This window comes from Kitasatospora sp. NPDC058115, from assembly GCF_042884635.1.
Lineage (GTDB): Bacteria > Actinomycetota > Actinomycetes > Streptomycetales > Streptomycetaceae > Kitasatospora.
This window is the reverse complement of record NZ_JBHVTL010000038.1, coordinates 17,009-38,349: the sequence shown is the minus strand read 5'-3', so window position 1 is coordinate 38,349 and position 21,341 is coordinate 17,009. Positions and strand designations below refer to the sequence as shown.

At 74.2% G+C, this 21,341-nt stretch carries 18 protein-coding genes and 1 tRNA gene; 17 read left to right on the top strand and 2 right to left on the bottom strand.

All coding sequences use genetic code 11. From position 1 onward, the window contains the following. Positions 1-20 precede the first annotated feature (20 nt). The 8 genes from rsmI (at position 21) to ACFVVL_RS31565 (ending at position 8,836) form a co-directional block, all read left to right on the top strand. The gene (rsmI, locus tag ACFVVL_RS31600; protein WP_380293849.1) at positions 21-902 is read left to right on the top strand and encodes a 16S rRNA (cytidine(1402)-2'-O)-methyltransferase; all 882 of its coding nucleotides are present in this window, start codon (positions 21-23) and stop codon (positions 900-902) included. A 279-nt stretch (positions 903-1,181) separates the two neighbouring features. Continuing rightward, complete coding sequence (locus ACFVVL_RS31595; protein ID WP_380293851.1) at positions 1,182-1,637, top strand: hypothetical protein; 456 nt, start codon at positions 1,182-1,184, stop codon at positions 1,635-1,637. Positions 1,638-1,746: 109 nt separating this feature from the next. Further along, entirely contained in the window at positions 1,747-3,366 is a 1,620-nt protein-coding gene (gene metG / locus ACFVVL_RS31590; protein WP_380293853.1) for a methionine--tRNA ligase, read from the top strand. A 117-nt stretch (positions 3,367-3,483) separates the two neighbouring features. After that, positions 3,484-4,362 (top strand): TatD family hydrolase, encoded by an 879-nt coding sequence (locus ACFVVL_RS31585; RefSeq protein WP_380293855.1) that lies wholly within the window; start codon positions 3,484-3,486, stop codon positions 4,360-4,362. 70 nt (positions 4,363-4,432) lie between these two features. Further along, the gene (locus ACFVVL_RS31580; protein WP_387681257.1) at positions 4,433-5,056 is read left to right on the top strand and encodes a Uma2 family endonuclease; all 624 of its coding nucleotides are present in this window, start codon (positions 4,433-4,435) and stop codon (positions 5,054-5,056) included. Positions 5,057-5,084: 28 nt separating this feature from the next. Then, positions 5,085-5,954 carry a 16S rRNA (adenine(1518)-N(6)/adenine(1519)-N(6))-dimethyltransferase RsmA gene (gene rsmA, locus ACFVVL_RS31575; RefSeq protein ID WP_387681254.1) on the top strand — a complete coding sequence of 290 codons (870 nt, stop codon included), beginning with the start codon at positions 5,085-5,087 and terminating at the stop codon, positions 5,952-5,954. Positions 5,955-5,964: 10 nt separating this feature from the next. Further along, a complete protein-coding gene (locus tag ACFVVL_RS31570; protein WP_387681251.1) occupies positions 5,965-6,900 on the top strand; it encodes a 4-(cytidine 5'-diphospho)-2-C-methyl-D-erythritol kinase in 936 nt (311 codons plus the stop codon). A 100-nt stretch (positions 6,901-7,000) separates the two neighbouring features. Continuing rightward, positions 7,001-8,836 (top strand): ABC-F family ATP-binding cassette domain-containing protein, encoded by a 1,836-nt coding sequence (locus ACFVVL_RS31565; RefSeq protein WP_380293863.1) that lies wholly within the window; start codon positions 7,001-7,003, stop codon positions 8,834-8,836. 7 nt (positions 8,837-8,843) lie between these two features. Here the strand turns inward: ACFVVL_RS31565 and ACFVVL_RS31560 are convergent, their stop codons facing one another. Beyond that, on the bottom strand, positions 8,844-10,838 hold the full coding sequence (locus tag ACFVVL_RS31560; RefSeq protein ID WP_387681248.1) for an FUSC family protein: 1,995 nt from the start codon (positions 10,836-10,838) through the stop codon (positions 8,844-8,846). Positions 10,839-11,194: 356 nt separating this feature from the next. Between ACFVVL_RS31560 and ACFVVL_RS31555 the strand changes: the two genes are divergently transcribed. The 8 genes from ACFVVL_RS31555 to ACFVVL_RS31520 all read left to right on the top strand — a co-directional run bounded on the left by ACFVVL_RS31555 (position 11,195) and on the right by ACFVVL_RS31520 (position 19,841). Next, entirely contained in the window at positions 11,195-11,734 is a 540-nt protein-coding gene (locus tag ACFVVL_RS31555; protein ID WP_380293869.1) for a hypothetical protein, read from the top strand. A 43-nt stretch (positions 11,735-11,777) separates the two neighbouring features. Further along, on the top strand, positions 11,778-13,463 hold the full coding sequence (locus ACFVVL_RS31550; RefSeq protein WP_387681245.1) for a WXG100 family type VII secretion target: 1,686 nt from the start codon (positions 11,778-11,780) through the stop codon (positions 13,461-13,463). A gap of 101 nt (positions 13,464-13,564) precedes the next feature. After that, positions 13,565-14,857 carry a type VII secretion-associated serine protease mycosin gene (mycP, locus tag ACFVVL_RS31545; RefSeq protein ID WP_387681243.1) on the top strand — a complete coding sequence of 431 codons (1,293 nt, stop codon included), beginning with the start codon at positions 13,565-13,567 and terminating at the stop codon, positions 14,855-14,857. A gap of 102 nt (positions 14,858-14,959) precedes the next feature. Beyond that, a complete protein-coding gene (locus tag ACFVVL_RS31540) occupies positions 14,960-16,306 on the top strand; it encodes an MFS transporter (protein WP_387681240.1) in 1,347 nt (448 codons plus the stop codon). A gap of 67 nt (positions 16,307-16,373) precedes the next feature. After that, positions 16,374-16,446 (top strand) — tRNA-Thr (locus tag ACFVVL_RS31535). 181 nt (positions 16,447-16,627) lie between these two features. Continuing rightward, on the top strand, positions 16,628-17,296 hold the full coding sequence (locus ACFVVL_RS31530) for a LuxR C-terminal-related transcriptional regulator (protein ID WP_387681237.1): 669 nt from the start codon (positions 16,628-16,630) through the stop codon (positions 17,294-17,296). Between the two features lie 204 nt (positions 17,297-17,500). Then, positions 17,501-18,463 (top strand): UDP-glucose 4-epimerase GalE, encoded by a 963-nt coding sequence (galE, locus tag ACFVVL_RS31525; protein ID WP_387681234.1) that lies wholly within the window; start codon positions 17,501-17,503, stop codon positions 18,461-18,463. Positions 18,464-18,842: 379 nt separating this feature from the next. After that, positions 18,843-19,841, top strand: a complete 999-nt coding sequence (locus tag ACFVVL_RS31520; protein ID WP_380295877.1) for a LuxR C-terminal-related transcriptional regulator — start codon at positions 18,843-18,845, stop codon at positions 19,839-19,841. A 97-nt stretch (positions 19,842-19,938) separates the two neighbouring features. Here the strand turns inward: ACFVVL_RS31520 and ACFVVL_RS31515 are convergent, their stop codons facing one another. Continuing rightward, positions 19,939-20,433: a MarR family transcriptional regulator gene (locus ACFVVL_RS31515; RefSeq protein ID WP_320435994.1), complete on the bottom strand. Its 495-nt coding sequence runs from the start codon at positions 20,431-20,433 to the stop codon at positions 19,939-19,941. Between the two features lie 110 nt (positions 20,434-20,543). On the opposite strand from ACFVVL_RS31515, the gene ACFVVL_RS31510 reads away from it, so the two are divergent. Continuing rightward, positions 20,544-21,338 carry a trans-aconitate 2-methyltransferase gene (locus ACFVVL_RS31510; RefSeq protein ID WP_380295878.1) on the top strand — a complete coding sequence of 265 codons (795 nt, stop codon included), beginning with the start codon at positions 20,544-20,546 and terminating at the stop codon, positions 21,336-21,338. Positions 21,339-21,341 lie beyond the last annotated feature (3 nt).

Sequence of the window (21,341 nt, the reverse complement as noted above, 5' to 3'; positions counted from 1 at the left end):
TTGCTGGAAGGATGGGGCCCGTGACAGGAGTACTGGTACTGGCAGGAACCCCCATCGGCGACGTCGCGGACGCCCCGCCCCGGCTGCTCACCGAGCTGGCCACCGCGGACGTCATCGCGGCGGAGGACACCCGGCGGCTGCGCCGGCTCACCCAGGCGCTCGGGGTGACCCCGGCCGGGCGGGTGCTCTCCTACTTCGAGGGCAACGAGGTCGGGCGCACCCCCGAACTGGTCGAGGCGCTGCTCGGCGGCGCCCGGGTGCTGCTGGTGACCGACGCGGGGATGCCGTCGGTCTCCGACCCCGGCTACCGGCTGGTGGCCGCCGCGGTCGCCGCCGGGATCAAGGTGACGGCGGTGCCCGGCCCGTCCGCGGTGCTGACCGCGCTGGCGCTGTCCGGGCTGCCGGTGGACCGGTTCACCTTCGAGGGCTTCCTGCCGCGCAAGAGCGGCGACCGCTCCCGGCAGCTGGCCTCGATCGCCGCCGAGCCGCGCACCATGGTCTTCTTCGAGGCCCCGCACCGGATCGCCGAGGCACTGGCCGCGATGGCGGAGGCGTTCGGCCCCGAGCGGCCCGCCGCCGTCTGCCGCGAGCTGACCAAGACCTACGAGGAGGTCCGGCGCGGACCGCTCGGCGAACTGGCGGCCTGGGCGGCCGAGGGCGTCAAGGGCGAGATCACCGTGGTCGTGGCGGGCGCGCCGCCGGCCGCGCCGCAGGAGCTGACGCCGGCCGAGCTGGCCCGGCTGGTGGCCGTCCGGGAGGAGGCCGGGGAGCGCCGCAAGGAGGCGATCGCGGCGGTCGCGTCCGAACTGTCGTTGCCCAAGCGGGAGGTGTTCGACGCGGTCGTCGCGGCCAAGAACGCGGCCGCGGCCGGCCCCGGCCGGGCGGCCGGCGAACCGTCCTGAAGTGCCCGCGACAAGCCGCTGAGCTGCGGGTACGTACCGTTCGCCGACGATGTGCCGCTCGGCTCGCGGGCGCGTACCGTGGAGAGAAGGCCCCGGGTCAAACACCCGTCGAGCTGAAGCTTCGGTCGAGGTTCCCGGACAGGACCCACCCTTTCGTATAGGGATTCCCAACCTGCCTCCAAGTCTTCACAAGACGGGCATCCCCCGGGGTGTTCCGGGCATTTCCTGGGATGGAAAGACCCAGCCGGGCGAGCGCCCGGCGGGCGCTGGGAGACGGCTATGAGCGAGACGATCGGTAGCCCCCGCGGTGGCAACGCCCTGAGCGACCCCGGCCCGAGCGGCACCGGCCCGAGCGGCCGGACGCACACTCCCGTCGAGACCGTCCGGGAGGCCTACTCCTTCGCGTGCCTGAGCTGCGGGTACGGCTGGGAGCAGGCGTACGACATCGAGCACCACGTGGCCCGGGACGGGCACGTGGTCGTCGAGTACCACGCCAACGGAGTCCGGGTGCCGTCGCCGCTGCTGAAGCCGACCTGCCCGGGCTGCGGCGGCCACACCGTGCGGATCATGCGCGAGGGCCGGGTGGGCGCCGCCGACCAGCCCTGGCAGCACGCCCCCGGGTTCGCCGCGCACGCCGAGCCGGCCGGCGGGCGGGCCGCGGGGACGGCCGGTCCGGCGCGGACCGCCCCGGCGGGCGGGCGCTGGGCGCGGTTCTGGGCGCGGATGCGGGGCTGAGGTCCGGGATCCGGCGGCGGGCCGGGACGGCGGTCCGGGCGGCCCCCGGGCCGCCGTCCCGCGCCCGGCCGTCCGGGGCCGTGCGCGGGCCCGACTAAGCTTGCGGACCATGGCGGCCACTGCAGAGCACAGCACCACCGGGGGCACCACCCCCGCGTACTACGTCACCACCCCGATCTACTACGTCAACGATCGTCCCCACCTCGGCCACGCGTACACCACCGTGGCGGGCGACGTGCTGACCCGCTGGCACCGCCAGCGCGGCGAGAAGGTCTGGTACCTGACCGGCACCGACGAGCACGGTCAGAAGATCCTGCGCACCGCCGAGGCCAACGGCGTCACCCCGCAGGAGTGGTGCGACAAGCTGGTCGAGGAGGCCTGGAAGCCGCTCTGGCAGCATCTGGAGATCGCCAACGACGACTTCATCCGCACCACCCAGGAACGGCACACCGCCCGGGTGCAGGAGTTCGTCCAGGACCTGTACGACAAGGGCGAGATCTACAAGGGCGGCTACTCCGGCCCGTACTGCGTCGGCTGCGAGGAGTACAAGCTCCCCGCCGAACTGCTCGACGGCGCCACCGAGGGCGAGAAGCTCTGCCCGATCCACAAGAAGCCGGTCGAGTGGCTGGAGGAGGAGAACTACTTCTTCCGGCTCTCCGCGTACGGCCCGAAGCTGCTGGAGTTCTACGCCGACAACCCCGGCTTCATCGCCCCCGAGTCGGCCCGCAACGAGGTGCTGCGCTTCGTCGAGCAGGGGCTGCAGGACCTCTCCATCTCCCGCTCCACCTTCAACTGGGGCGTCCCGCTGCCCTGGGACGAGAAGCACGTCCTGTACGTGTGGGTGGACGCGCTGCAGAACTACATCACCGCGGCCGGCTACGGCGCCGACCCGGAGCGCTTCGCCGAACTGTGGCCGGCCTCGGTGCACCTCGTCGGCAAGGACATCCTCCGCTTCCACGCGGTGATCTGGCCCGCGATGCTGATGGCCGCGGGCCTGCCGCTGCCGAAGCGGGTCGTCGCCAACGGCTGGCTGATGGTCGGCGGCGAGAAGATGTCGAAGTCCAACCTGACCGGCATCGCCCCCACCGACCTGACCTCGCACTTCGGCGTGGACGCGTACCGCTACTACTTCCTGCGGGCGATCCCGTTCGGCACCGACGGCTCGTTCTCCTGGGAGGACTTCACCGCCCGGTACACCTCCGAGCTGGCCAACGACTTCGGCAACCTCGCCTCCCGGGTGGCGGCCATGGTCGGCAAGTACTTCGACGGCGCGCTGCCGGCCGCGGCGGCGCCGGGCGAGGCCGAGCGGGCCGTCGCGGAGGGCCTCGCGGCGGCGGTCGGGACCGCCGACCGCAAGATCGGCGAGGAGCTGGACTTCGCGGGCGGCATCGCGGCCGTCTTCGACTTCGTCAAGCAGGTCAACGGCTACCTCACCGAGCAGGAGCCGTGGAAGGTCGCCAAGGACGACTCGGCCGAGGGCCGGGACCGGCTGGCGACCATCCTCTACACCGCCGCCGAGTCGCTGCGGGCCACCGCCGTGCTGCTCAACCCGGTGATGCCGAGCACCGCCGAGAAGCTCTGGGTCTCGCTCGGCGCCGAGGCGGGTCTGGGCCCGCTGGCCGCGCAGACCGTCGCCGAGGCCGCGCAGTGGGGCCGGCTGCCCGCCGGTGCCACCGTCACCAAGGGCGAGATCCTCTTCCCCCGCCTGGAGGAGAAGCCGGCCGCCTGAGGCCGGAGCAGGACGCCCCCGCCCCGGGGCGCGAACACCGTGGCGGGACGACCGAACACCGCGCCGGGACGACCGAACACCGTGGCGGGACGACCGAACGCCGGAGAAGGACGACTGATGCCGAAGAAGGACGACGACCGGTCCACCCCGCCGCCGCTGCCCGCCCCGCTGGCGGTGGCGGTCGCCGACTCGCACACCCATCTGGACATGCAGTCGGGCACGCCCGAGGAGGGCCTGGCCAAGGCCGCCTCGGTCGGGGTGACCACCGTCGTCCAGGTCGGCTGCGACGTGCCGGGCTCGCGCTGGGCCGCCGACCTGGCGGCCCGGTTCGAGCAGGTGCACGCCGCCGTCGCCCTGCACCCCAACGAGGCGCCGCGGATCTTCCTCGGCGACCCCGACGGCTGGTCCGGGCAGCGGCGGGAGCCCGGCGGTCAGGCCGCGCTGGACGCGGCGCTCGCCGAGATCGACGCGCTCGCGGCGCTACCGCAGGTCCGCGCCGTCGGCGAGACCGGCCTCGACTACTTCCGCACCGGGCCGGAGGGCGTGGAGATCCAGAAGGAGTCGTTCCGCCGCCACATCGCGATGGCCAAGCGGCACGGCAAGGCCCTGGTGATCCACGACCGGGACGCCCACGAGGACGTCATCGCCGTCCTGCTGGAGGAGGGCGCCCCCGAGCGGACCGTCTTCCACTGCTACTCCGGCGACGCCGGGATGGCCAAGGTCTGCGCCGAGCACGGCTGGTACCTCTCCTTCGCCGGCCCGGTCACCTTCAAGGCCAACCAGCCGCTGCGCGACGCCCTGGCGGTCACCCCGCTCGACCGGGTCCTGGTCGAGACCGACGCTCCCTTCCTCACCCCGCACCCCTACCGCGGCCGCCCCAACGCCCCCTACCTGATCCCGGTCACGGTGCGCTCGATGGCGGACACCCTGGGTCTGTCCGAGGACGAGCTGGCCGGCGCCGTCGCGGAGAACACGGCCCGGGCGTTCGGGTACTGATCCGGTCGAACGGATGTCGGGTTCCGGAGGAACGATTCGGCACTCGTGACGGCTCCCTAGGCTGGCTAGCATGAGTGCAGTGAGGGAGGTGGCCATGACCGCCATGTCGATCGACGGACCCGTCGAGGATCATCACGACTCGTCGCACCCGCTGTCCCAGCTGCGGACGTACGAGCAGGTCAAGAACCTCGACCTGCCGTTCGATTGGGATCTTGTGGACGGAGTCATCGTGGTCCGGGGGCAGACGAATCAGTGGCACGACCAGGTGCGGGACGAGCTGTACTCGGCGCTCCGCAGTGCGCGGGTCGCGCCTTACGCGGCGAACGTCGAGCGCTGCGTACTGCTGGACGAGGACAACACCACCAAGCCGGACGTCGTGGTGTTCGACAAGACCGGCATCGACGTCTTCGAGCTGGAGTGCCTCCCGCCCGAGGCCGTGGTCCTCACCGTGGAGGTCGTCTCGCACGGGACCCGGGCCAACGACCGCTTCCGCAAGCCCGGGCAGTACGCCGACAAGGGCATCCCGTACTACTGGCGGGTCGAGCGGGGCGTCGACGACCTCCCGATCGTCCACGAGTTCCACCGGGACGAGGAGAAGGGCGTCTACCTGCCGGTCGCCCAGCACGAGGGCGTGCTGCGGACGGCCGTCCCCTACCCCGTGGAGATCGACCTCGCGGCGGTCGTCGAGCTGTGAGGGGGCCGCGCGCCCGTATCCTTGGCGGGTGAGCACCACCGATCCCACCTCTGACAGTCACCTGCTGGGCGCCGCGGACATCCGGGCGCTGGCGGACGCGTTCGGCGTGAAGCCGACCAAGCAGCGCGGGCAGAACTTCGTCATCGACGGCAACACCGTGCGGCGGATCGTCCGGGCCGCGGAGGTGACCGGCGAGGACGCGGTGGTCGAGGTCGGGCCCGGGCTCGGGTCGCTGACGCTCGCGCTGCTGGAGACCGCCCGGCACGTCACCGCCGTGGAGATCGACCCGGTGCTGGCGCGGCACCTGCCGGACACCGTCGCCGCCCGGATGCCCGGCAGGGCCGACGCGTTCGACCTGGTGTTCAGCGACGCCATGCTGGTCACCGAACTGCCCGGGCCGGCGCCGACCGCGCTGGTCGCCAACCTGCCGTACAACGTGGCCGTGCCGGTGCTGCTGCACATGCTCGCCACCTTCCCCAGCATCGAACGCACCCTGGTCATGGTGCAGAGCGAGGTCGCCGACCGGCTCGCCGCCAAGCCGGGCAACAAGGTCTACGGCGTCCCCTCGGTCAAGGCCAACTGGTACGCCGACGTGAAGCGGGCCGGGGCCATCGGCCGCAACGTCTTCTGGCCCGCCCCCAACGTCGACTCCGGGCTGGTCTCGCTGATCCGCCGCGAGCCGCCGAACACCACCGCGAGCCGCGCGGAGGTGTTCGCGGTCGTCGACGCCGCGTTCGCCCAGCGCCGCAAGACCCTGCGGGCCGCGCTGGCCGGCTGGGCCGGCTCCGCCGCCGGGGCCGAGCAGGCGCTCGCCGCCGCCGGGATCGACCACAAGCTGCGCGGTGAGATGCTCACCGTCGAGCAGTTCGCCGCCATCGCCGAGCACAAGCCGGAGTAAGGGTCTTCCAGTGAGCGTCACGGTCCGCGTACCCGCCAAGGTCAACGTCCAGCTCGGGGTCGGCGGACTGCGCGCCGACGGCTTCCACGACCTGGCCAACGTCTTCTTCGCGGTCGCCCTCGGCGACGAGGTGATGGCGACGGCGGGCGAGCCCGGCACGGGCGTCACCCTCAGCTGCACCGGACCGGACGCCGACGCCGTCCCGCTGGACGACAGCAACCTCGCCGCCCGCGCCGCCCGGCTGCTCGCCGACCGCCACGGCCTCGCCGCGCCCGACGTCCGGCTGCACATCGCCAAGGCCATCCCGGTGGCCGGCGGCATGGCCGGCGGCAGCGCCGACGGTGCGGCGGCGCTGGTCGCCTGCGACGCCCTGTGGGGCCTCGGCACGCCGTTCGAGGTGCTGCTGGAGCTGGCCGCCGAACTCGGCTCGGACGTGCCGTTCGCCCTGGTCGGCGGCGTCGCCCTGGGCCGCGGCCGGGGCGAGATCCTGGAGCCGCTGCCCGTCACCGGAAGCTACCACTGGGTCTTCGCGGTCGCCGACGGCGGCCTGTCCACCCCCGCCGTCTTCCGCGAGTGCGACCGCCTGCGCGAGGAGGCCGGCACCGGCTCCGGCGACACCGAGGTGCCCACCCCCGACGCCGACCCCGCCCTGCTCGCCGCCCTCGCCGGCGGCGACGCCGTCGCGCTGGCCGCCGCGCTCGCCAACGACCTCCAGCCGGCCGCCCTGTCGCTGCGCCCCGCCCTCGCCGACACCCTGCGGGCCGGCAGCGAGGCCGGTGCGCTCGGGGCGCTGGTCTCCGGCTCCGGGCCGACCTGCGCCTTCCTGGCCAAGGATGCCGAGGACGCCCGGGCCGTCGCCGCCGCGCTGCGCGCCTCCGGCAGCTGCCGGACCGCGCACGCGACCCACGGCCCGGTGCCCGGCGCCGCGGTGGTCGTGGAGGCGTGACGGGCGGTCGAGCGGGCGGGGACCCGGGGCGGGCCGACTAGGCTGGGAGGCTCCGGGCTCCGCCCGAGCCCGGACCGTCGAACCCAGGAGCGAAGCACACGTGGCCGTCAACCTCGCCACCATCGAGTCCGTCACGAAGGTCTACGGCACCCGGGCCCTTCTGGACGGGGTCAGCCTCGGCGTCAGCGAGGGCGACCGGATCGGCGTCGTCGGACGCAACGGCGACGGCAAGACCACCCTCATCCGGATGCTCGCCAAGCTGGAGGAGGCCGACGGCGGCCGGATCACCTGGTCCGGCGGCCTCCAGCTGGCCGTCCTCACCCAGCACGACTCGCTGGACCCGGCCGCCACCATCCGGCACGAGGTCATTGCCGACCGCGCCGACCACGAGTGGCTCGGCGACGCCCGCATCCGCGACATCATCGAGGGCCTGTTCGGCGGCCTCGACCTGCCCGGGTTCCCCGACGGCCTGGACACCGTCATCGGCCCGCTCTCCGGCGGCGAGCGCCGCCGGATCGCGCTCGCCAAGCTGCTGCTCGGCTCGCCGGACCTCATCGTCCTCGACGAGCCCACCAACCACCTGGACGTCGAGGGCATCGCCTGGCTCGCCCGGCACCTCCAGAACCGCCGCTCCGCACTGGTCTGCGTCACCCACGACCGCTGGTTCCTCGACCAGGTCTGCACCCGGATGTGGGACGTCCAGCACGGCTCCGTCCACGAGTACGAGGGCGGCTACTCCGACTACGTCTTCGCGCGCGCCGAGCGCTCCCGGATCGAGGCCGTCGAGGAGCAGAAGCGCCAGAACCTCGCCCGCAAGGAGCTCGCCTGGCTGCGCCGCGGCGCCCCCGCCCGCACCTCCAAGCCCCGCTACCGGATCGAGGCCGCCAACGCGCTGATCGCCGACGTCCCCGAGCCGCGCGACAAGAGCGAGCTGATGAAGTTCGCCAACGCCCGCCTCGGGCGGACCGTCTTCGACTTGGAGGGCGTGACGGTCAAGGCCGGCCCGAAGCTGCTGCTGGAGAACCTCAGCTGGCAGCTCGGCCCCGGCGACCGGATCGGCCTGCTCGGCGTCAACGGCGCCGGAAAGACCTCGCTGCTGCGGGCGATGCGCGACGCGTACGCCTCCGAGGGCGACGTCCAGCCGACCTCCGGGGTCATCAAGGTCGGCAAGACCGTGCGGCTCGCGTACCTCTCCCAGGAGGTCGCCGAGCTGGACCCGGCCACCCGGGTGCTCCAGGCCGTCGAGCAGGTCCGCTCGCGGGTCGACCTCGGCAAGGGCCGGGAGATGAGCGCCGGCCAGCTCTGCGAGCAGTTCGGCTTCGGCAAGGACAAGCAGTGGACGCCGGTCGGCGACCTCTCCGGCGGCGAGCGGCGGCGGCTCCAGCTGCTCCGGCTGCTGATGGACGAGCCCAACGTGCTGTTCCTCGACGAGCCCACCAACGACCTCGACATCGAGACGCTCAACCAGCTGGAGGACCTGCTCGACGGCTGGCCCGGCTCGATGGTCGTCATCAGCCACGACCGCTTCTTCATCGAGCGGACCACGGACGTGACGTACGCGCTGCTCGGTGACCGGCGGATGCGGATGCTGCCGAACGGCGTCGACGAGTACCTGGAGCGGCGGACCGCGATGGCCGCCGCCGCGGCCGCCGCCGCTTCGGCCGCGGCCGCCGTCTCCGGCGCCTCCGCGCCGGCGGCCGGTGCCGAGGCGCCCGCGCTGTCCGGCGGGGACCTGCGGGCGGCCAAGAAGGAGCTGCAGAAGCTGGAGCGGCAGATCGCCAAGCTGGACGAGAAGGAGTCCAAGCTGCACGCCCAGCTCGCCGAGCACGCCGCCGACTTCTCCAAGGTCGCCGAGCTGGACGCCCAGCTGCGGGCGGTCCGGGAGGAGAAGGAGGAGCTGGAGATGAGCTGGCTGGAGCTGGCCGAGCAGGTCTGAGCCCGGCTCAGGAGCCGTCGGCCAGCAGCGCGTCCAGCTCGTCCGCCGCGCGGCCCAGCGCACTGCGCGCCGGGTCGTGCGGGCGGGTCGGACGCGCCGCCGCCCCGGTCGGCGGACGGTGCGCGCGGGCCGCGGCCGTCAGCGCGTCCAGCGCCCGGCCGACCCGCTCCACCTCCACCGGGTCCGGCACCCGGCCGCCGTACCGGCGCTGCGCGGCGAACGCCGCCACCGCGCCGCTCAGCCGCTCCAGGGCGGCGGTCGCGGGCAGCCACTCGGCGGCCGGGCGCCCGGCCGGGGGCGGCTCGGCGAGCGCCCGCTCCACCTCGGCCCGGGCGTCGGCCAGCGCGCGGTAGGCGGTGCGGCGCAGCCACACCTCGGCGTGGTGGCGGTCGTCGTGCGGTGCGGCGTGCGGTGCGGGGTCCGGGGGCGCTCCGTTCTGCCGGGAGCCGTTCTGGTGCGGGTTGTCCTGGCGCGAGTCGTCCTGGTGCGAGCCGTCCGGCCGGGCGACCGAGCCCAGGTAGGCCTTGAGCGCCGTCGTCGCGGCCACCAGGCGCGGCTCGATCCGGTGCCGGGGCCGCTCGGGCCACAGCAGGTAGCCGAGCAGCAGCACGATCGCGCTGGCCAGCGCGGTGTCCAGCACCCGGGGCCAGAACCCGGCCGCCCCGTCCTGCCCGCCCAGTTGCAGCAGGACCAGCGCCATTGGCGTCATGACGACCGTGTTCAGCCCGTAGTGCGCCGCCGTGGCGTACGGCAGCAGGGCCACGCACAGCGCGGCGATCGCCACCAGCGCCCACGGACCGGGCGCCGGCGCCAGCACCGCCGCCGTCACCGCCACCCCCAGCACCGTCCCGACCGAACGGCTCACCGCGCGCAGGAACACCGAGCCGAGGTCCGGCTTCAGCACGAAGGCGATCGTCATCGGCACCCAGTAGCTCCTGCTCAGCGGCATCGCGGCCGTCACCGCCGCACCGGCCGCCACGCACAGCGCGAGCCGCGCCCCGTACCGCGCGGCGGCGGGCGACACCAGCCGCACCCGCAGCCGCCACGGCTCCGGCGGCGGCACCGGCGCCGTGCCGGGCGCCGCCGTCCGGCCCGCCACGGTGCCGGCGGCCGCGCGCAGCGCCGCGTCCAGCGCCCGCCGGGACGGCGTGTCCGGCGCCCAGCCGGGCACCGCCACCTCGCCGCCACCGCGCTCCACCGCCCGGGCCAGCCGGCCCGGGACGGCGGCGACCTCGGGCGGCACCGGGCGCCGGGCCCAGAGCAGACCGGTGGCGGCCTCGGTCGCGGCGAGCGCGGCCCGGTACATCTCCTGGCCGGGGTGGGGGTGGTGGGTGGGCGGAAGCACGTCCTGCAGCTGGTTCAGACGGTCGGTCAGGAGCCGGCGGGAGGCCGCGCCGCGCGGCGTCCCCAGATCGGCGAGCATCCGGCCGAGCGCGTCGTACGCGGCGGCGAGCGCCCGGGTGGCGGGGTCGGCGGCGGGGGGCCTGCGCCGACGCGGCGGCGGACCGAGCAGCAGGACGAGCGCGGCACCCGCGGCCATCATCGGAGCCCCCGCCCACCACGGGTGCGGCAGCGGCATGCCGCTGCCGAGCGCGGCGGAGACGAGCAGCAGCAGCCCCGCCGCGGAACCCCGCGGCCCCGTCGCGCTCAACGCCCCCGAGACGAACGCCGTCACGGTCAGTGCCGCGCCCAGCGCGGGACCGCCGGCCCCGCCGTGCTGCAACGCGCTGCCCACCAGCATCCCCAGCGCCGAGGCGCCCACGGCGGTGACGATCCGTCGGGCCCGCAGCCGCACCGGCTCGACCCGGTCGTTCATGGTGGCGTGCATCGCGCCGAGCCCGGCGAACACTCCCAGGTCCACCCGGTGCGTCAGCACTCCGGCGGCCAGTGCCAGCGCCATGCCGATCGCGGCCCGCACCATCGGCGCGACCGGTGCCACCGGCCTCGCCGGACGCGCGGCCCGCGCCCACCAGGGGGCGTCTGCGGCGGTGTTGCGGCTCACGTGGGCCATCCGATCCGCGGCGGGGCCGCCGGGCCGGGCCGGTGCTGGACCGGACGGGCAGGGGCGGCCGGGGTCGCTGCTGTGCGACGCTGCGCGGCAGATGAGGACGCGTCCGGGGTGACCGGACCCGGCCAGTCTAACGGCGTCCACCGGACCGGACGTGTCAAGTTCGTACCGATCGCGTACGGGCGGGCCATGGGCCCTGCCGGTCCGACGGGGGCGGTGGCTACGATGAACGAGGCGCCACCCGTCCCGAGGCGTGGACGGTGCGGGGCCGCAGGGTTGAGTAGTTGACGTTGTGTCGCGGTGCGGCGACCTGCGGGGGCGCGCCGCGCACGGGGGAGAGGTGGATTGCTGTGCCAGGCGAGGCTGGACCGGGCGGCGCGGGCTGGGCCGACGGCCCCAACGGTGAAGTGAAGCCGTGGACGCTCGACAACAGTTGGGTCGGTCGCGTGGTCGGCCAGGTCCAGGTCGACGTCAGCGCCACCGCACTGGTGGCGGCGTTCGGCTCCAAGGACGTCAAGATCGAGCTCGACACGCTGACCACATTCAAGAAGAAGGTGGACGCGCTCCTGGCCTCGCTGGAGGGCTCGGAGGCGGCTCAGCACAAGATCAAGGAACAGAAGCTGACCGCGGGCAACCTCGGCACCGGCTTCCACGAGTCCACGGACCTGATGGCGGCGTACGACCGGACCCATGCGGCGATCTCGCAGCTCTCGAAGGCGTTCGCGGAGCAGATCGACAAGATGAGCCAGGCGGTCGCCCAGACGGCGGGCAGCTACGGCAGCAACGAGGAGCACCAGACGACGGCGGTCAACGCGGTCGCGAAGAACGCGGACACCTACACCCCGGCCGCCGGGCCCAACGGGCCGGCGGCGAAGAGCGGTGACTACTGATGGCGCGCGGGTGCGCGGGATCGACCGGAACGGGGGGTAACTGATGGCGGGCGGAACGAACTTCGAGGGCATTAACCATCCGCAGCTCAAGTCGATGGTCGTCGGCAGCGATCCGGCGAAGGTGACCAGCCGTGGCAACCAGCTGAAGGACGCCGGGCGGGTGCTTGACGACCTCAGCCGGGCCCTGGCCGCCCACGTCGGGCAGATCCAGTGGGAGGGGCCGGCGGCCGAGAACTTCAAGACCTGGGCCGGCAACCTGAACAAGTCGGCCTCGATGATCAGCGAGTACTCCAAGGGCGCCGGCGACGCGATGGTCCAGGCCGGTGAGGCCCTGGGCAGCGCCAAGACCGGTGTGCCGGAGGTGCCGACCAAGGACATCGACGTGGTCAAGCGGCACGCCACGCAGCCGTGCCTGAAGCCTTCACCGCTGAGCATCGCCGGCATCGGCAACCCGACGGCGACGACCGACGCGATCATGAAGAAGGAGGACCCGACCTGGGTCTCCTACGCGGAGGCCGCAGCGGCGCAGAAGCGGGTGGACACCGCGCACCAGGAAGCCATCCACCAGATGGAGAAGCTGGGGCAGGCGTACGAGGCGGCGACCGCCAAGCTGAACGGGCTCAAGTTGCCCGAGCTGCCGGGCACCCCCGGCGACGGCCCGAAGGCGGTCGACGGTGGAACCGAGGTTCCGGTCGGGCCGGGTGGTGGATCCTACGGCTCCGGAGGGGGCGGCCGGTCTTCCGGTGGCGGCTACAGCGGCGGGGGCAACGTCCCGGCCGGCGGTGGCGGCTACGGCGGTGGTGGCGGTTCCGTCGTGGCGCCGCGTCCGAGGACGTCGGTGCCGGACGCGCCGCAGACTCCGGGGCGTAGCGTTCCGACCCCGCCGCACGGTGGTTCGGTGCCGCTGCCGGGTGACCCCGGCACGTCCGGGGTGGTGACCCCGCCGACCACGTTCCCCGGCGACCGCCCCAGCACCGGGCTGGACAGTCTGCCTTCGGTGCCGACGCTGCCCGGGCAGACCGGGCCGGTGGGACCGTCCGGCGGTGGGCCCGTGTCTCCCCACCCCCAGGGTGGCGGCCCCGGGTACCCCGGTCTTCCGGGCGGCGGGCCGGGTCCCTTTGCCGGGGGCGGGCCGATCCCGATGGGCGGTACGGGTCCGTTCACCGGCGGGACCGTGCCGCTGAAGGGCGGCGGCGGGGGCTCGGTGCCTCCGAACCGGACCAGCACCTTCGGCGGCGGGAACCTGCCGGCGAAGGGCGGCGCTCCGGTACCGACCAACGGCGGGACCGTGTTCGGGTCGCGCGAGGCAGCCCAGGGGCGGGCCGGAGGGCCCGCCGGCGGGGGCGGCTTCGGCGGTCCGGGCGGAGGCGTGCACCCGGGCGGCGGCTACGGGGGTGGCGTGGTCGGTGGTTCGCGCGGTCGGGGTTACAGCTCGACCGGCGGCGGTGTCGTCGGCGGCGTGGTCGGTGGGGCCAAGGGGCCGGTGGCCGGCGGGGAGTTCACCCCGGGTGGCAGCGGCCTTCGCAGCCGGGCGGCCGCGGCCGGTGCGGCGGCTGCCGAGAGTGCGGCACGGCCGGGCCAGAACGGCATGATGGGCCCGGGCATGATGGGCGGCGGCGCGGGGGAGCGGCGCGAGCGTGAGCGCGGCCGTCGGGCCGACTACCTGCACGAGGACGAGGAGACCTGGACCAGCGGTACTCCGAAGAGCAATCCGGGCGTGATTGAGTAGTCCGGAACGACTGCCCGGCCACGGGGCCCACACCCGGTGGCCGGGCAGTCCTGCACGGGCCGGTGCCCGGGCCCGACGGGGAAAGTGACGAGGGAGCAGTGATGCGGCGGACGAACGTACGTGTGCGTGGGCGGGGGTTCGCCGCGGTGTTGCTGGCTGCGGGCATCGTGGCCGGGCCTGCCGTGGGCCCGGCGGCCGCGGTGGATTCGATCCGGGACCAGCAGTGGCACCTGGACACCATGAAGGCGCCGGAGATCTGGCAGACGAGCAAGGGCCGGGGGATCACCGTGGCGGTGATCGACGGGGGGTTCCGACTCGACCACCCGGACCTGGTGGGTCAGTTCCTGCCAGGAAAGGACATGAGCGGGCTGTCCGGTGGCGTCGGTGTGGACAAGAGCGGCCACGGCACGGGAATCGCCGGTCTCATCGCGGGGTCCGGGAAGGGGATGGCAGGGAAGGGCGCGTACGGTCTCGCGCCTGACGCCAAGATTCTTCCGATCAAGATCAACATCAACGACGACCCGGCGCAGCCGATCGATGCATCCGACTATCTCAAGCAGGTGAGCCAAGGCATCACCTTCGCGGCGGATCAAGGGGCGAGGGTCATCAACGTCTCGTCGGTCGCGGGTTCCTCCGGAGTCTCCACGGGAGACATCGCCGAACTGGAGAAGTCCGTGAAGTACGCCAACGGGAAGGGTGCACTGGTCGTCGCGGGTGCCGGGAACAGCGGGCAGCAGGGGAATCCCGTTCTGTATCCCGCCGCTCTTCCGAGCATCATCGCGGTGGCCGCGGCCGACCGCGCCGGAACGGCCACCGAGGAGTCCGAGCACGGCCCTCAGATCGACATCGCCGCCCCCGGGGTGGACATCTACACGTCGTGTGCCGCGGAATCCGGTTATTGCAAGAAGCACGGCACTTCCGACGCCACCGCTCTGGTCTCCGCCTCGGCGGCCCTTCTCTGGTCGGTTCATCCGGATTGGGCTCCGAACCAGATCGCCAGGGTACTGATCAATACGGCCGGAAAGCCCAAGGACGGCTCGACTCGGACCGACTTCATCGGTTATGGAATCGTCCGTCCTCGCGTCGCGCTGACCACGCCGGGTGATCCGGGGCCGGCCGATGTGAGTCCCCTGGCGGATCCGACCGAGAGCGCGGCGCCGTCGGCACCCGCCGAACCGTCGAGCCCGGTCCCGCCGCCCGCTTCCGCCTCTGCTGCGGTGTTGCCGCAGGAGGGGGCGGGTGAGAAGGAGAAGGAAGAGCCGTCACGGGCGGGGAACGGTCTGGTCGTCGGGGTGGCGGCAGGCGTGGCGGTGCTGGTCGTGGCCGGGGTGGTTGTGGTGATGGTGCGGAGGCGGCGGTCGACCGGGCCGTCCGGTGGTTCCTACGTGAGGTGAGGGGCGGCCCCCGGCGGGTGGGGGCGTGGGGGCCGGGGTGAGCGCGGGTGTCACTCGGGTGGGTGCTGTCGGGGGTGGGGCGGGGTCGCCAGGGTTGGGGGTATGGGTGCGACGGGGCAGATGCGGCGGGCCGCTGCGGCGGCGTTGATCGGTACGGCGATCGAGTTCTACGACTTCTTCATCTACGGCACGGCGGCGGCGCTGGTCTTCGGTGAGGTGTTCTTTCCCGAACTGGGCACGGTGGGAGCGCTGTTGGCGGCGTTCTCGGTGTACGCGGTGGCGTTCCTGGCGCGGCCGCTGGGGGCGGTGGTGTTCGGGCACTTCGGGGACCGGCTGGGGCGGAAGACGACGTTGGTGGTGTCGCTGCTGCTGATGGGGTTGTCGACGGCGGCGGTGGGAGTGCTGCCGGGGTTCGGGGCGTGGGGGTGGTGGGCGCCGGTGGTGCTGGTGGTGCTGCGGGTGTGCCAGGGGGTGGGGCTGGGCGGGGAGTGGGGCGGTGCGGCGCTGCTGGTGGCGGAGAACGCGCCGGCGGGGCGGCGGGGGCGGTACGGGGCGTATCTGCAGTTGGGGCCGACGACCGGGTTCGTGCTCGCCAACGGGGTGTTCCTGGTGCTGCAACTCTGGCTGGACGAGGGGGCGTTCCGGTCCTGGGGCTGGCGGGTGCCGTTCCTGGCGTCGTTGGCGCTGGTGGCGGTGGGGCTGTTCGTGCGGCTGCGGCTGGAGGAGACGCCACTGTTCCGGGGCGGGGCACGGGACGGGGCGCGGGGCGGGGCGGAGCGGGTGCCGGTGGTGGAGGTGCTGCGCGGGCACTGGCGGACGGTGCTGGTGGGCTGCGGGGCGATCACGGTGGGGTACGCGCTGTTCTACCTGACCACCACGTACGCGCTGGCGTACGCGACGACGGGGCTCGGGGTGCCGAGCACGGTGGTGCTGTCGATGCTGCTGGCCGGTGCGGCGGGGAAGGCGGTGACGGTGTGGCTGAGCGCCCGGCGCAGTGACGGGTGGGGCCGGCGGCGGACGCTGCAGGGGGCGACGGGGCTGGCGGTGGCGTGGGGACTGGTGCTGTTCCCGCTGCTGGAGACGGAGCGGCGGGAGCTGATGTTCGTGGCGCTGGCGGGGGCGATGGTGGTGCTGGGGTGCCTGCTGGGGCCGCTGGCGGCGTTCCTGCCGGAGCTGTTCCCGACCCGGGTGCGGTACACGGGGGCGGCGCTGACGTACAACCTGGGCGGGGTGGTGGGCGGGGCGACGACGCCGCTGATCGCGACCAGGCTGACCGAGGCGTACGGGACGGCGGAGCCGGTCGGCTGGTACCTGGCGGTGTGGGGAGTGGTGGCGCTGCTCTGCCTGCGACTGCTGCCGGAGACCGCCGGAACGGACCTGGCGGCGGCGGGTGCGCTGCGCGGTCGGACGGCCGCGACCGATTTCCCAATCGGCCCCCCGGCCGTGTAATGTCTTCCTTGTTCGAGCGAGCGGACCGGGCCGGAAGGCGGGGTCGGGGAGCGCGAACAGGGAACAGGCCCCTATAGCTCAGTCGGTAGAGCGTCTCCATGGTAAGGAGAAGGTCTGCGGTTCGATTCCGCATGGGGGCTCGGTCAGGACCTCCGCCTCCGGGCGGGGGTCCTTTTCGTTGTGCCCGCACGGCCGGGTGGTGGGACGGCCCGGTGAGACGGTCTGGCAGGTCGGGTACGGAATGCGCTCTGATGGAGCGTCATCGGCCGACTTCCCCAGCCGGGCGGGGCTGCGGGCGGGAAGCCGGCCTGGAGGGGTCTCATGGGTGTTCGTCTCGTCGTGGTGGACGACCACCGGCTGTTGGCCGAGGCGCTGGCCACCGCGCTCCAACTGCGCGGTCACCGGGTGCTGGCGGTGGGTTCGCCGGCCTCGTCGGCGGCCGATCTGGTGGCGGGCCGGCGGCCGGAGGTGTGTCTGCTGGGGGTGGCCGCGCCGGGGGAGCCGGGGGCGTTCGACGGCTTGCGGCGGATCCGCCGGGAACGGCCCGAGGTGGCCGTGATCGTGCTCGGGCCGGTCGGTGAACTGCGGGGCGTGGCAGGGGCGTTCGCGTCGGGTGCGGCCGGGTACGTGCCGAGCGACGAGCGGATCGAGGTGGTCGAGCGGGCGATCGCGCGGGCCCGGGCGGGGGAGGCGGCGGTCGCGGTGGAGGTGCTGCGCGGCGCGTTCGACCAGCTGCTGAGGCCGGCCGCCGAACCGGACGACGAGGCGGTGCGGCTGCTGCGGCTGCTGACCCGGCGGGAGGTCCAGGTGCTGGCCAGGATCGCGGACGGCGAGGACACCGCGGCGATCGCGGCGGGGATGCGGATCGCGGCGAGCACGGCCCGCACGCACGTGCAGCGGGTGCTGATGAAGCTCGGCGCGCGGACCCGGCTGGAGGCGGCGGCGGTCGCGGCGCGCACCGGGATGCTGGAGCGGATGGCGCGCGGCTGACCGGCGGGCGACGCGGGGACGACGCGCGGGCGGCGGGCCGTCGACGGGCCGGTGGAGACCGGCGGGAGCGGGCGGGGGAGGGGCCGGAAAGGGTCCCCGGGATGGTCCGGAGCACCCCCGGCGGCCAGGGAGAATAGGCCGCAGTCGTACGTACGTCCCCGATGGCCCGCCGACGGCGGCCCATCGCCCGCTGGAGGTCGCATCATGAGTAAGTACCTGGTCACGGGTGGCGCCGGCTATGTCGGCAGTGTGGTCGCCGCCCACCTGCTGGAAGCGGGACACCAGGTGACCGTCCTGGACGACCTCTCGACCGGCTTCCGCGAGGGCGTGCCGGCCGGTGCCGAGTTCGTCGAGGGCCGGATCCAGGAGGCCGGCAAGGTCCTGGACGCCTCCTTCGACGGTGTGCTGCACTTCGCCGCCTCCTCGCAGGTCGGCGAGTCGGTCGCGGACCCGGAGAAGTACTGGCGCAACAACGTGGCCGGCTCGCTGGAGCTGGTCGCCGCGATGCGCGCGGCGGGTGTGCGCAAGCTGGTGTTCTCGTCGACCGCCGCCACCTACGGCGAGCCGGAGTCGGTGCCGATCGCCGAGACGGCCCGCACCGCGCCGACCAACACCTACGGCGCCACCAAGCTCGCCGTGGACCACCTGATCACCAGTGAGGCCGTCGCCCACGGCCTGGCCGCCGTCTCGCTGCGCTACTTCAACGTGGCGGGCGCGTACGGCGCGTACGGCGAGCGGCACGACCCCGAGTCGCACCTGATCCCGCTGGTGTTCCAGGCCGCCCTCGGGCAGCGCGAGCACATCGCGGTGTACGGCGACGACTACCCGACCCCGGACGGCACCTGCATCCGCGACTACATCCACGTCGCGGACCTGGCCGACGCGCACCTGCTGGCGCTGGACGCCGCCAAGCCGGGCGAGCACCTGATCTGCAACCTGGGCAACGGCAGCGGCTTCTCGGTCCGCGAGGTGATCGAGTCGGTCAAGCGCGTCACCGGCCGGGAGATCCCGGTCGTGGTCTCCGGCCGCCGCGCCGGCGACCCGGCCGTGCTGGTGGCCTCCGCCGAGCGGGCCCACCGGGAGCTGGGCTGGACCCCGCGCCGGCCGAACCTGGACGACATCGTCGCCGACGCCTGGAAGTTCACGCTGGAGAAGAACGGCCTGTAGGCCCGCCGGCCCCTCCGGTCCGCCGAGCGCCGCCCCCTTCCGTCCGGACGGAAGAGGGCGGCGCTCGGCGTTTCCGCCCTCGGCGTTTCCGCCCTCGGCGTTTCCGCCCTCGGTGTTCCGGCGACCGGCGCTCACCGGAGGCGGAGCGGCCGATGGCATCAAGTCGGGCCGGATTCGCACCTCCTGACGAAACTTCACCGAATCCCCACCGAGTCGGCGCGTACCCCGTACGCTGAATTCCGGTACCGGTGGGGGCCGGCACCGCGGTCCTTCCGGATGCCCGGGAGGCGGCCGGCGCAGGACGCGCCCGGACGGCGGCGGCGGGACGTGGGGCGCGCCGTCCCGGACGAGCCCGGAGCTGAGCAGGGGGGAAGTGACGATGGGGCGGATCCGCGTCCTGGTGGTCGACGACCACCGGATCTTCGCCGAGGCACTGGCCGCGGCACTCGCCGCCGAGCCCGACGTCGAGGTCGGCGCGGCGGGCAGCGCGGCCGCCGCGGAGCGGGCGCTGGAGCGCGCCGCCACCGAGGGGCGGGCGTTCGACGTGGTCCTGGTGGACGCCGATCTCGGAGTGGCCGAGGGCGGGTCCGGGGCCGCGCGCAAGCCCCGCCAGCCGGGTGCCGATCCGCCCGACGCGCTGCGCCGCCGCCCGGCCCCCGCGCTGCCGTCCCCCCGGCGTCCCCCGGCGGCCCCGGCCACCGGCCCGGCCGGTTCCCCCGGCGGCGCGGCCCGGCACCCGGCCGCGCGCCCGGCCGGCCCGTACCCGGCGGAACCGCACCCCGCGACGGCGGCCCCGTCCGCTCCCCACGCGCCCCCGGCGGCCTCCTCGTCCGCCGCCCCGGTCCCCGACGGCATCACCCTGCTGGCCCGGGTCCGCCGTCACCACCCCGGTCTGCGGGCGATCGTCCTGGCCACCGCCGACGACCCGCAGCGGGCCGCCCGCGCCCTGCACGCCGGGGCCACCGGCTGGGTGGCGAAGGAGAGTTCACTGGCCCGGCTGCTGGCGGTGATCCGGGGCGTGCTGCGGGACGAGACCCACCTGCCGCCCGCGCTGCTCACCGGGGTGATCCGCGAGCTCACCACGGCCCGCCGGGACCGCACCGAGAGCGAGCGCCTGGTCGACACGCTCACCCCGCGGGAGAAGCAGATCCTTCGCTGCATGGTCGCGGGCCTCGGGCGGCAGGCCGTCGCCGAGCGGCTCTACCTCTCCCCGCACACCGTCCGCACGCACATGCAGAACGTCCTCGGCAAGCTCGGGGTGCACTCCACCCTGGCCGCCGTCGCGGTGGCCCGCCGGGCGGGCGTCAGCCCGTCCGAGCTCGTGACTCCCGCCGTCCCGTCGTCGGTCGCCACGTCCACCGCTCCGGGCGCCGGCTGATCAGCCCGCCCGTCGTACCCGAACACGGCCCGGGCCCTCGGGCCCGCCGGGCGGGGGCCCTGCGGCGTGCGGACGGGGGCGCGGGCGGCGCCGCCGGCTACGGGATGTTGTCGAACGGCGCGACCAGCTGCCGCAGCAGACCGGCGAGCTCGCCCTGCTGGGCGGAGGTCAGCTGGGCGAGCAGTTCGCGCTCGTGCGCGAGCAGCCCGGCGAGCGCCTGGTCGGCGCGGTCGCGCCCGTCGTCGGTGAGCCGGACGAGGACGCCGCGCCGGTCGTCCGGGTCGGGCAGCCGCTTGACCAGGCCCTTGCCGGTGAGCCGGTCGATCCGGTTGGTCATGGTGCCGGAGGTGACCAGGGTCTGGGTGAGCAGCTGGCCGGGGGAGAGCTGGTAGGGGGAGCCGGCCCGTCGCAGCGCGGTCAGGACGTCGAACTCCCAGGGTTCGAGGCCGTGCTCGGCGAAGGCGGTCCGGCGGGCGCGGTCGAGGTGGCGGGCGAGCCGGCTGACCCGGCTGAGCACTTCGAGCGGTTCCACGTCGAGGTCGGGGCGCTCTCTGCGCCATGCTGCGACCAGCCGATCGACCTCGTCCTCCATGACGATCAGTGTATCGGGGGTTGTGTCGATGTGAAGTCTCTTGACATCGAGAAATCCAGTACCGAAGCTGGCATGGATATCTTGATGTCGAGATACTTTGGGAGGCCCCCGTGCCCGCTCCCGTCTGGGACCCCGAGCAGTACCTGCGCTTCGCCGACGAACGGACCCGGCCGCTGCACGACCTGCTCGCCCGGGTGCCCGCCGTCCCCCACGAACCCGCCCCGACCGTCCTCGACATCGGCTGCGGCCCCGGCAACTCCACCGCCGTCCTGCGCGAACGCTGGCCCGCCGCCCGGATCACCGGGGTCGACAACTCCGCCGAGATGCTCGCCGCCGCCCGTGCCGACGGCGAGCCCACCGCCGACTACCTGCTCGCCGACGCCGCCGACTACGACCCGGCGGAGGCGGCGCCGGACGCCATCGTCTCCAACGCGACCCTGCAGTGGGTCCCCCGGCACATCGAGTTGCTGCCGCGCTGGGCGGAGGCGCTGGAGCCCGGCGGGGTGATCGCCTTCCAGGTGCCCGGCAACTTCGGCTCGCCCAGTCACACGGCGCTCGCCGCACTGCGCCGCAGCCCCCGCTGGCGGTCCGTCGTCGGCGAGGACGCCACCCGGTCCGGCGTCCACGAGCCCGCCGCCTACCTCGACGCGCTCGCCGCCGCGGGCTGCGCCGTCGACGTCTGGGAGACCACCTACTGCACCCTGCTCACCGGGCCGGACCCGGTGCTGGAGTGGGTCAAGGGCACCGCCCTGCGGCCCGTCCTCACCCGGCTCGGCGACGGCGCCGAGCGGGCCGCCTTCCTCGCCGAGTACGGGGCGCTGCTGCGCGAGGCCTACCCGGCCGGGCCGCACGGCACCGTCTTCCCGTTCCGCCGGATCTTCGCCGTCGGCGTGAAGCGGGCCTGAGGC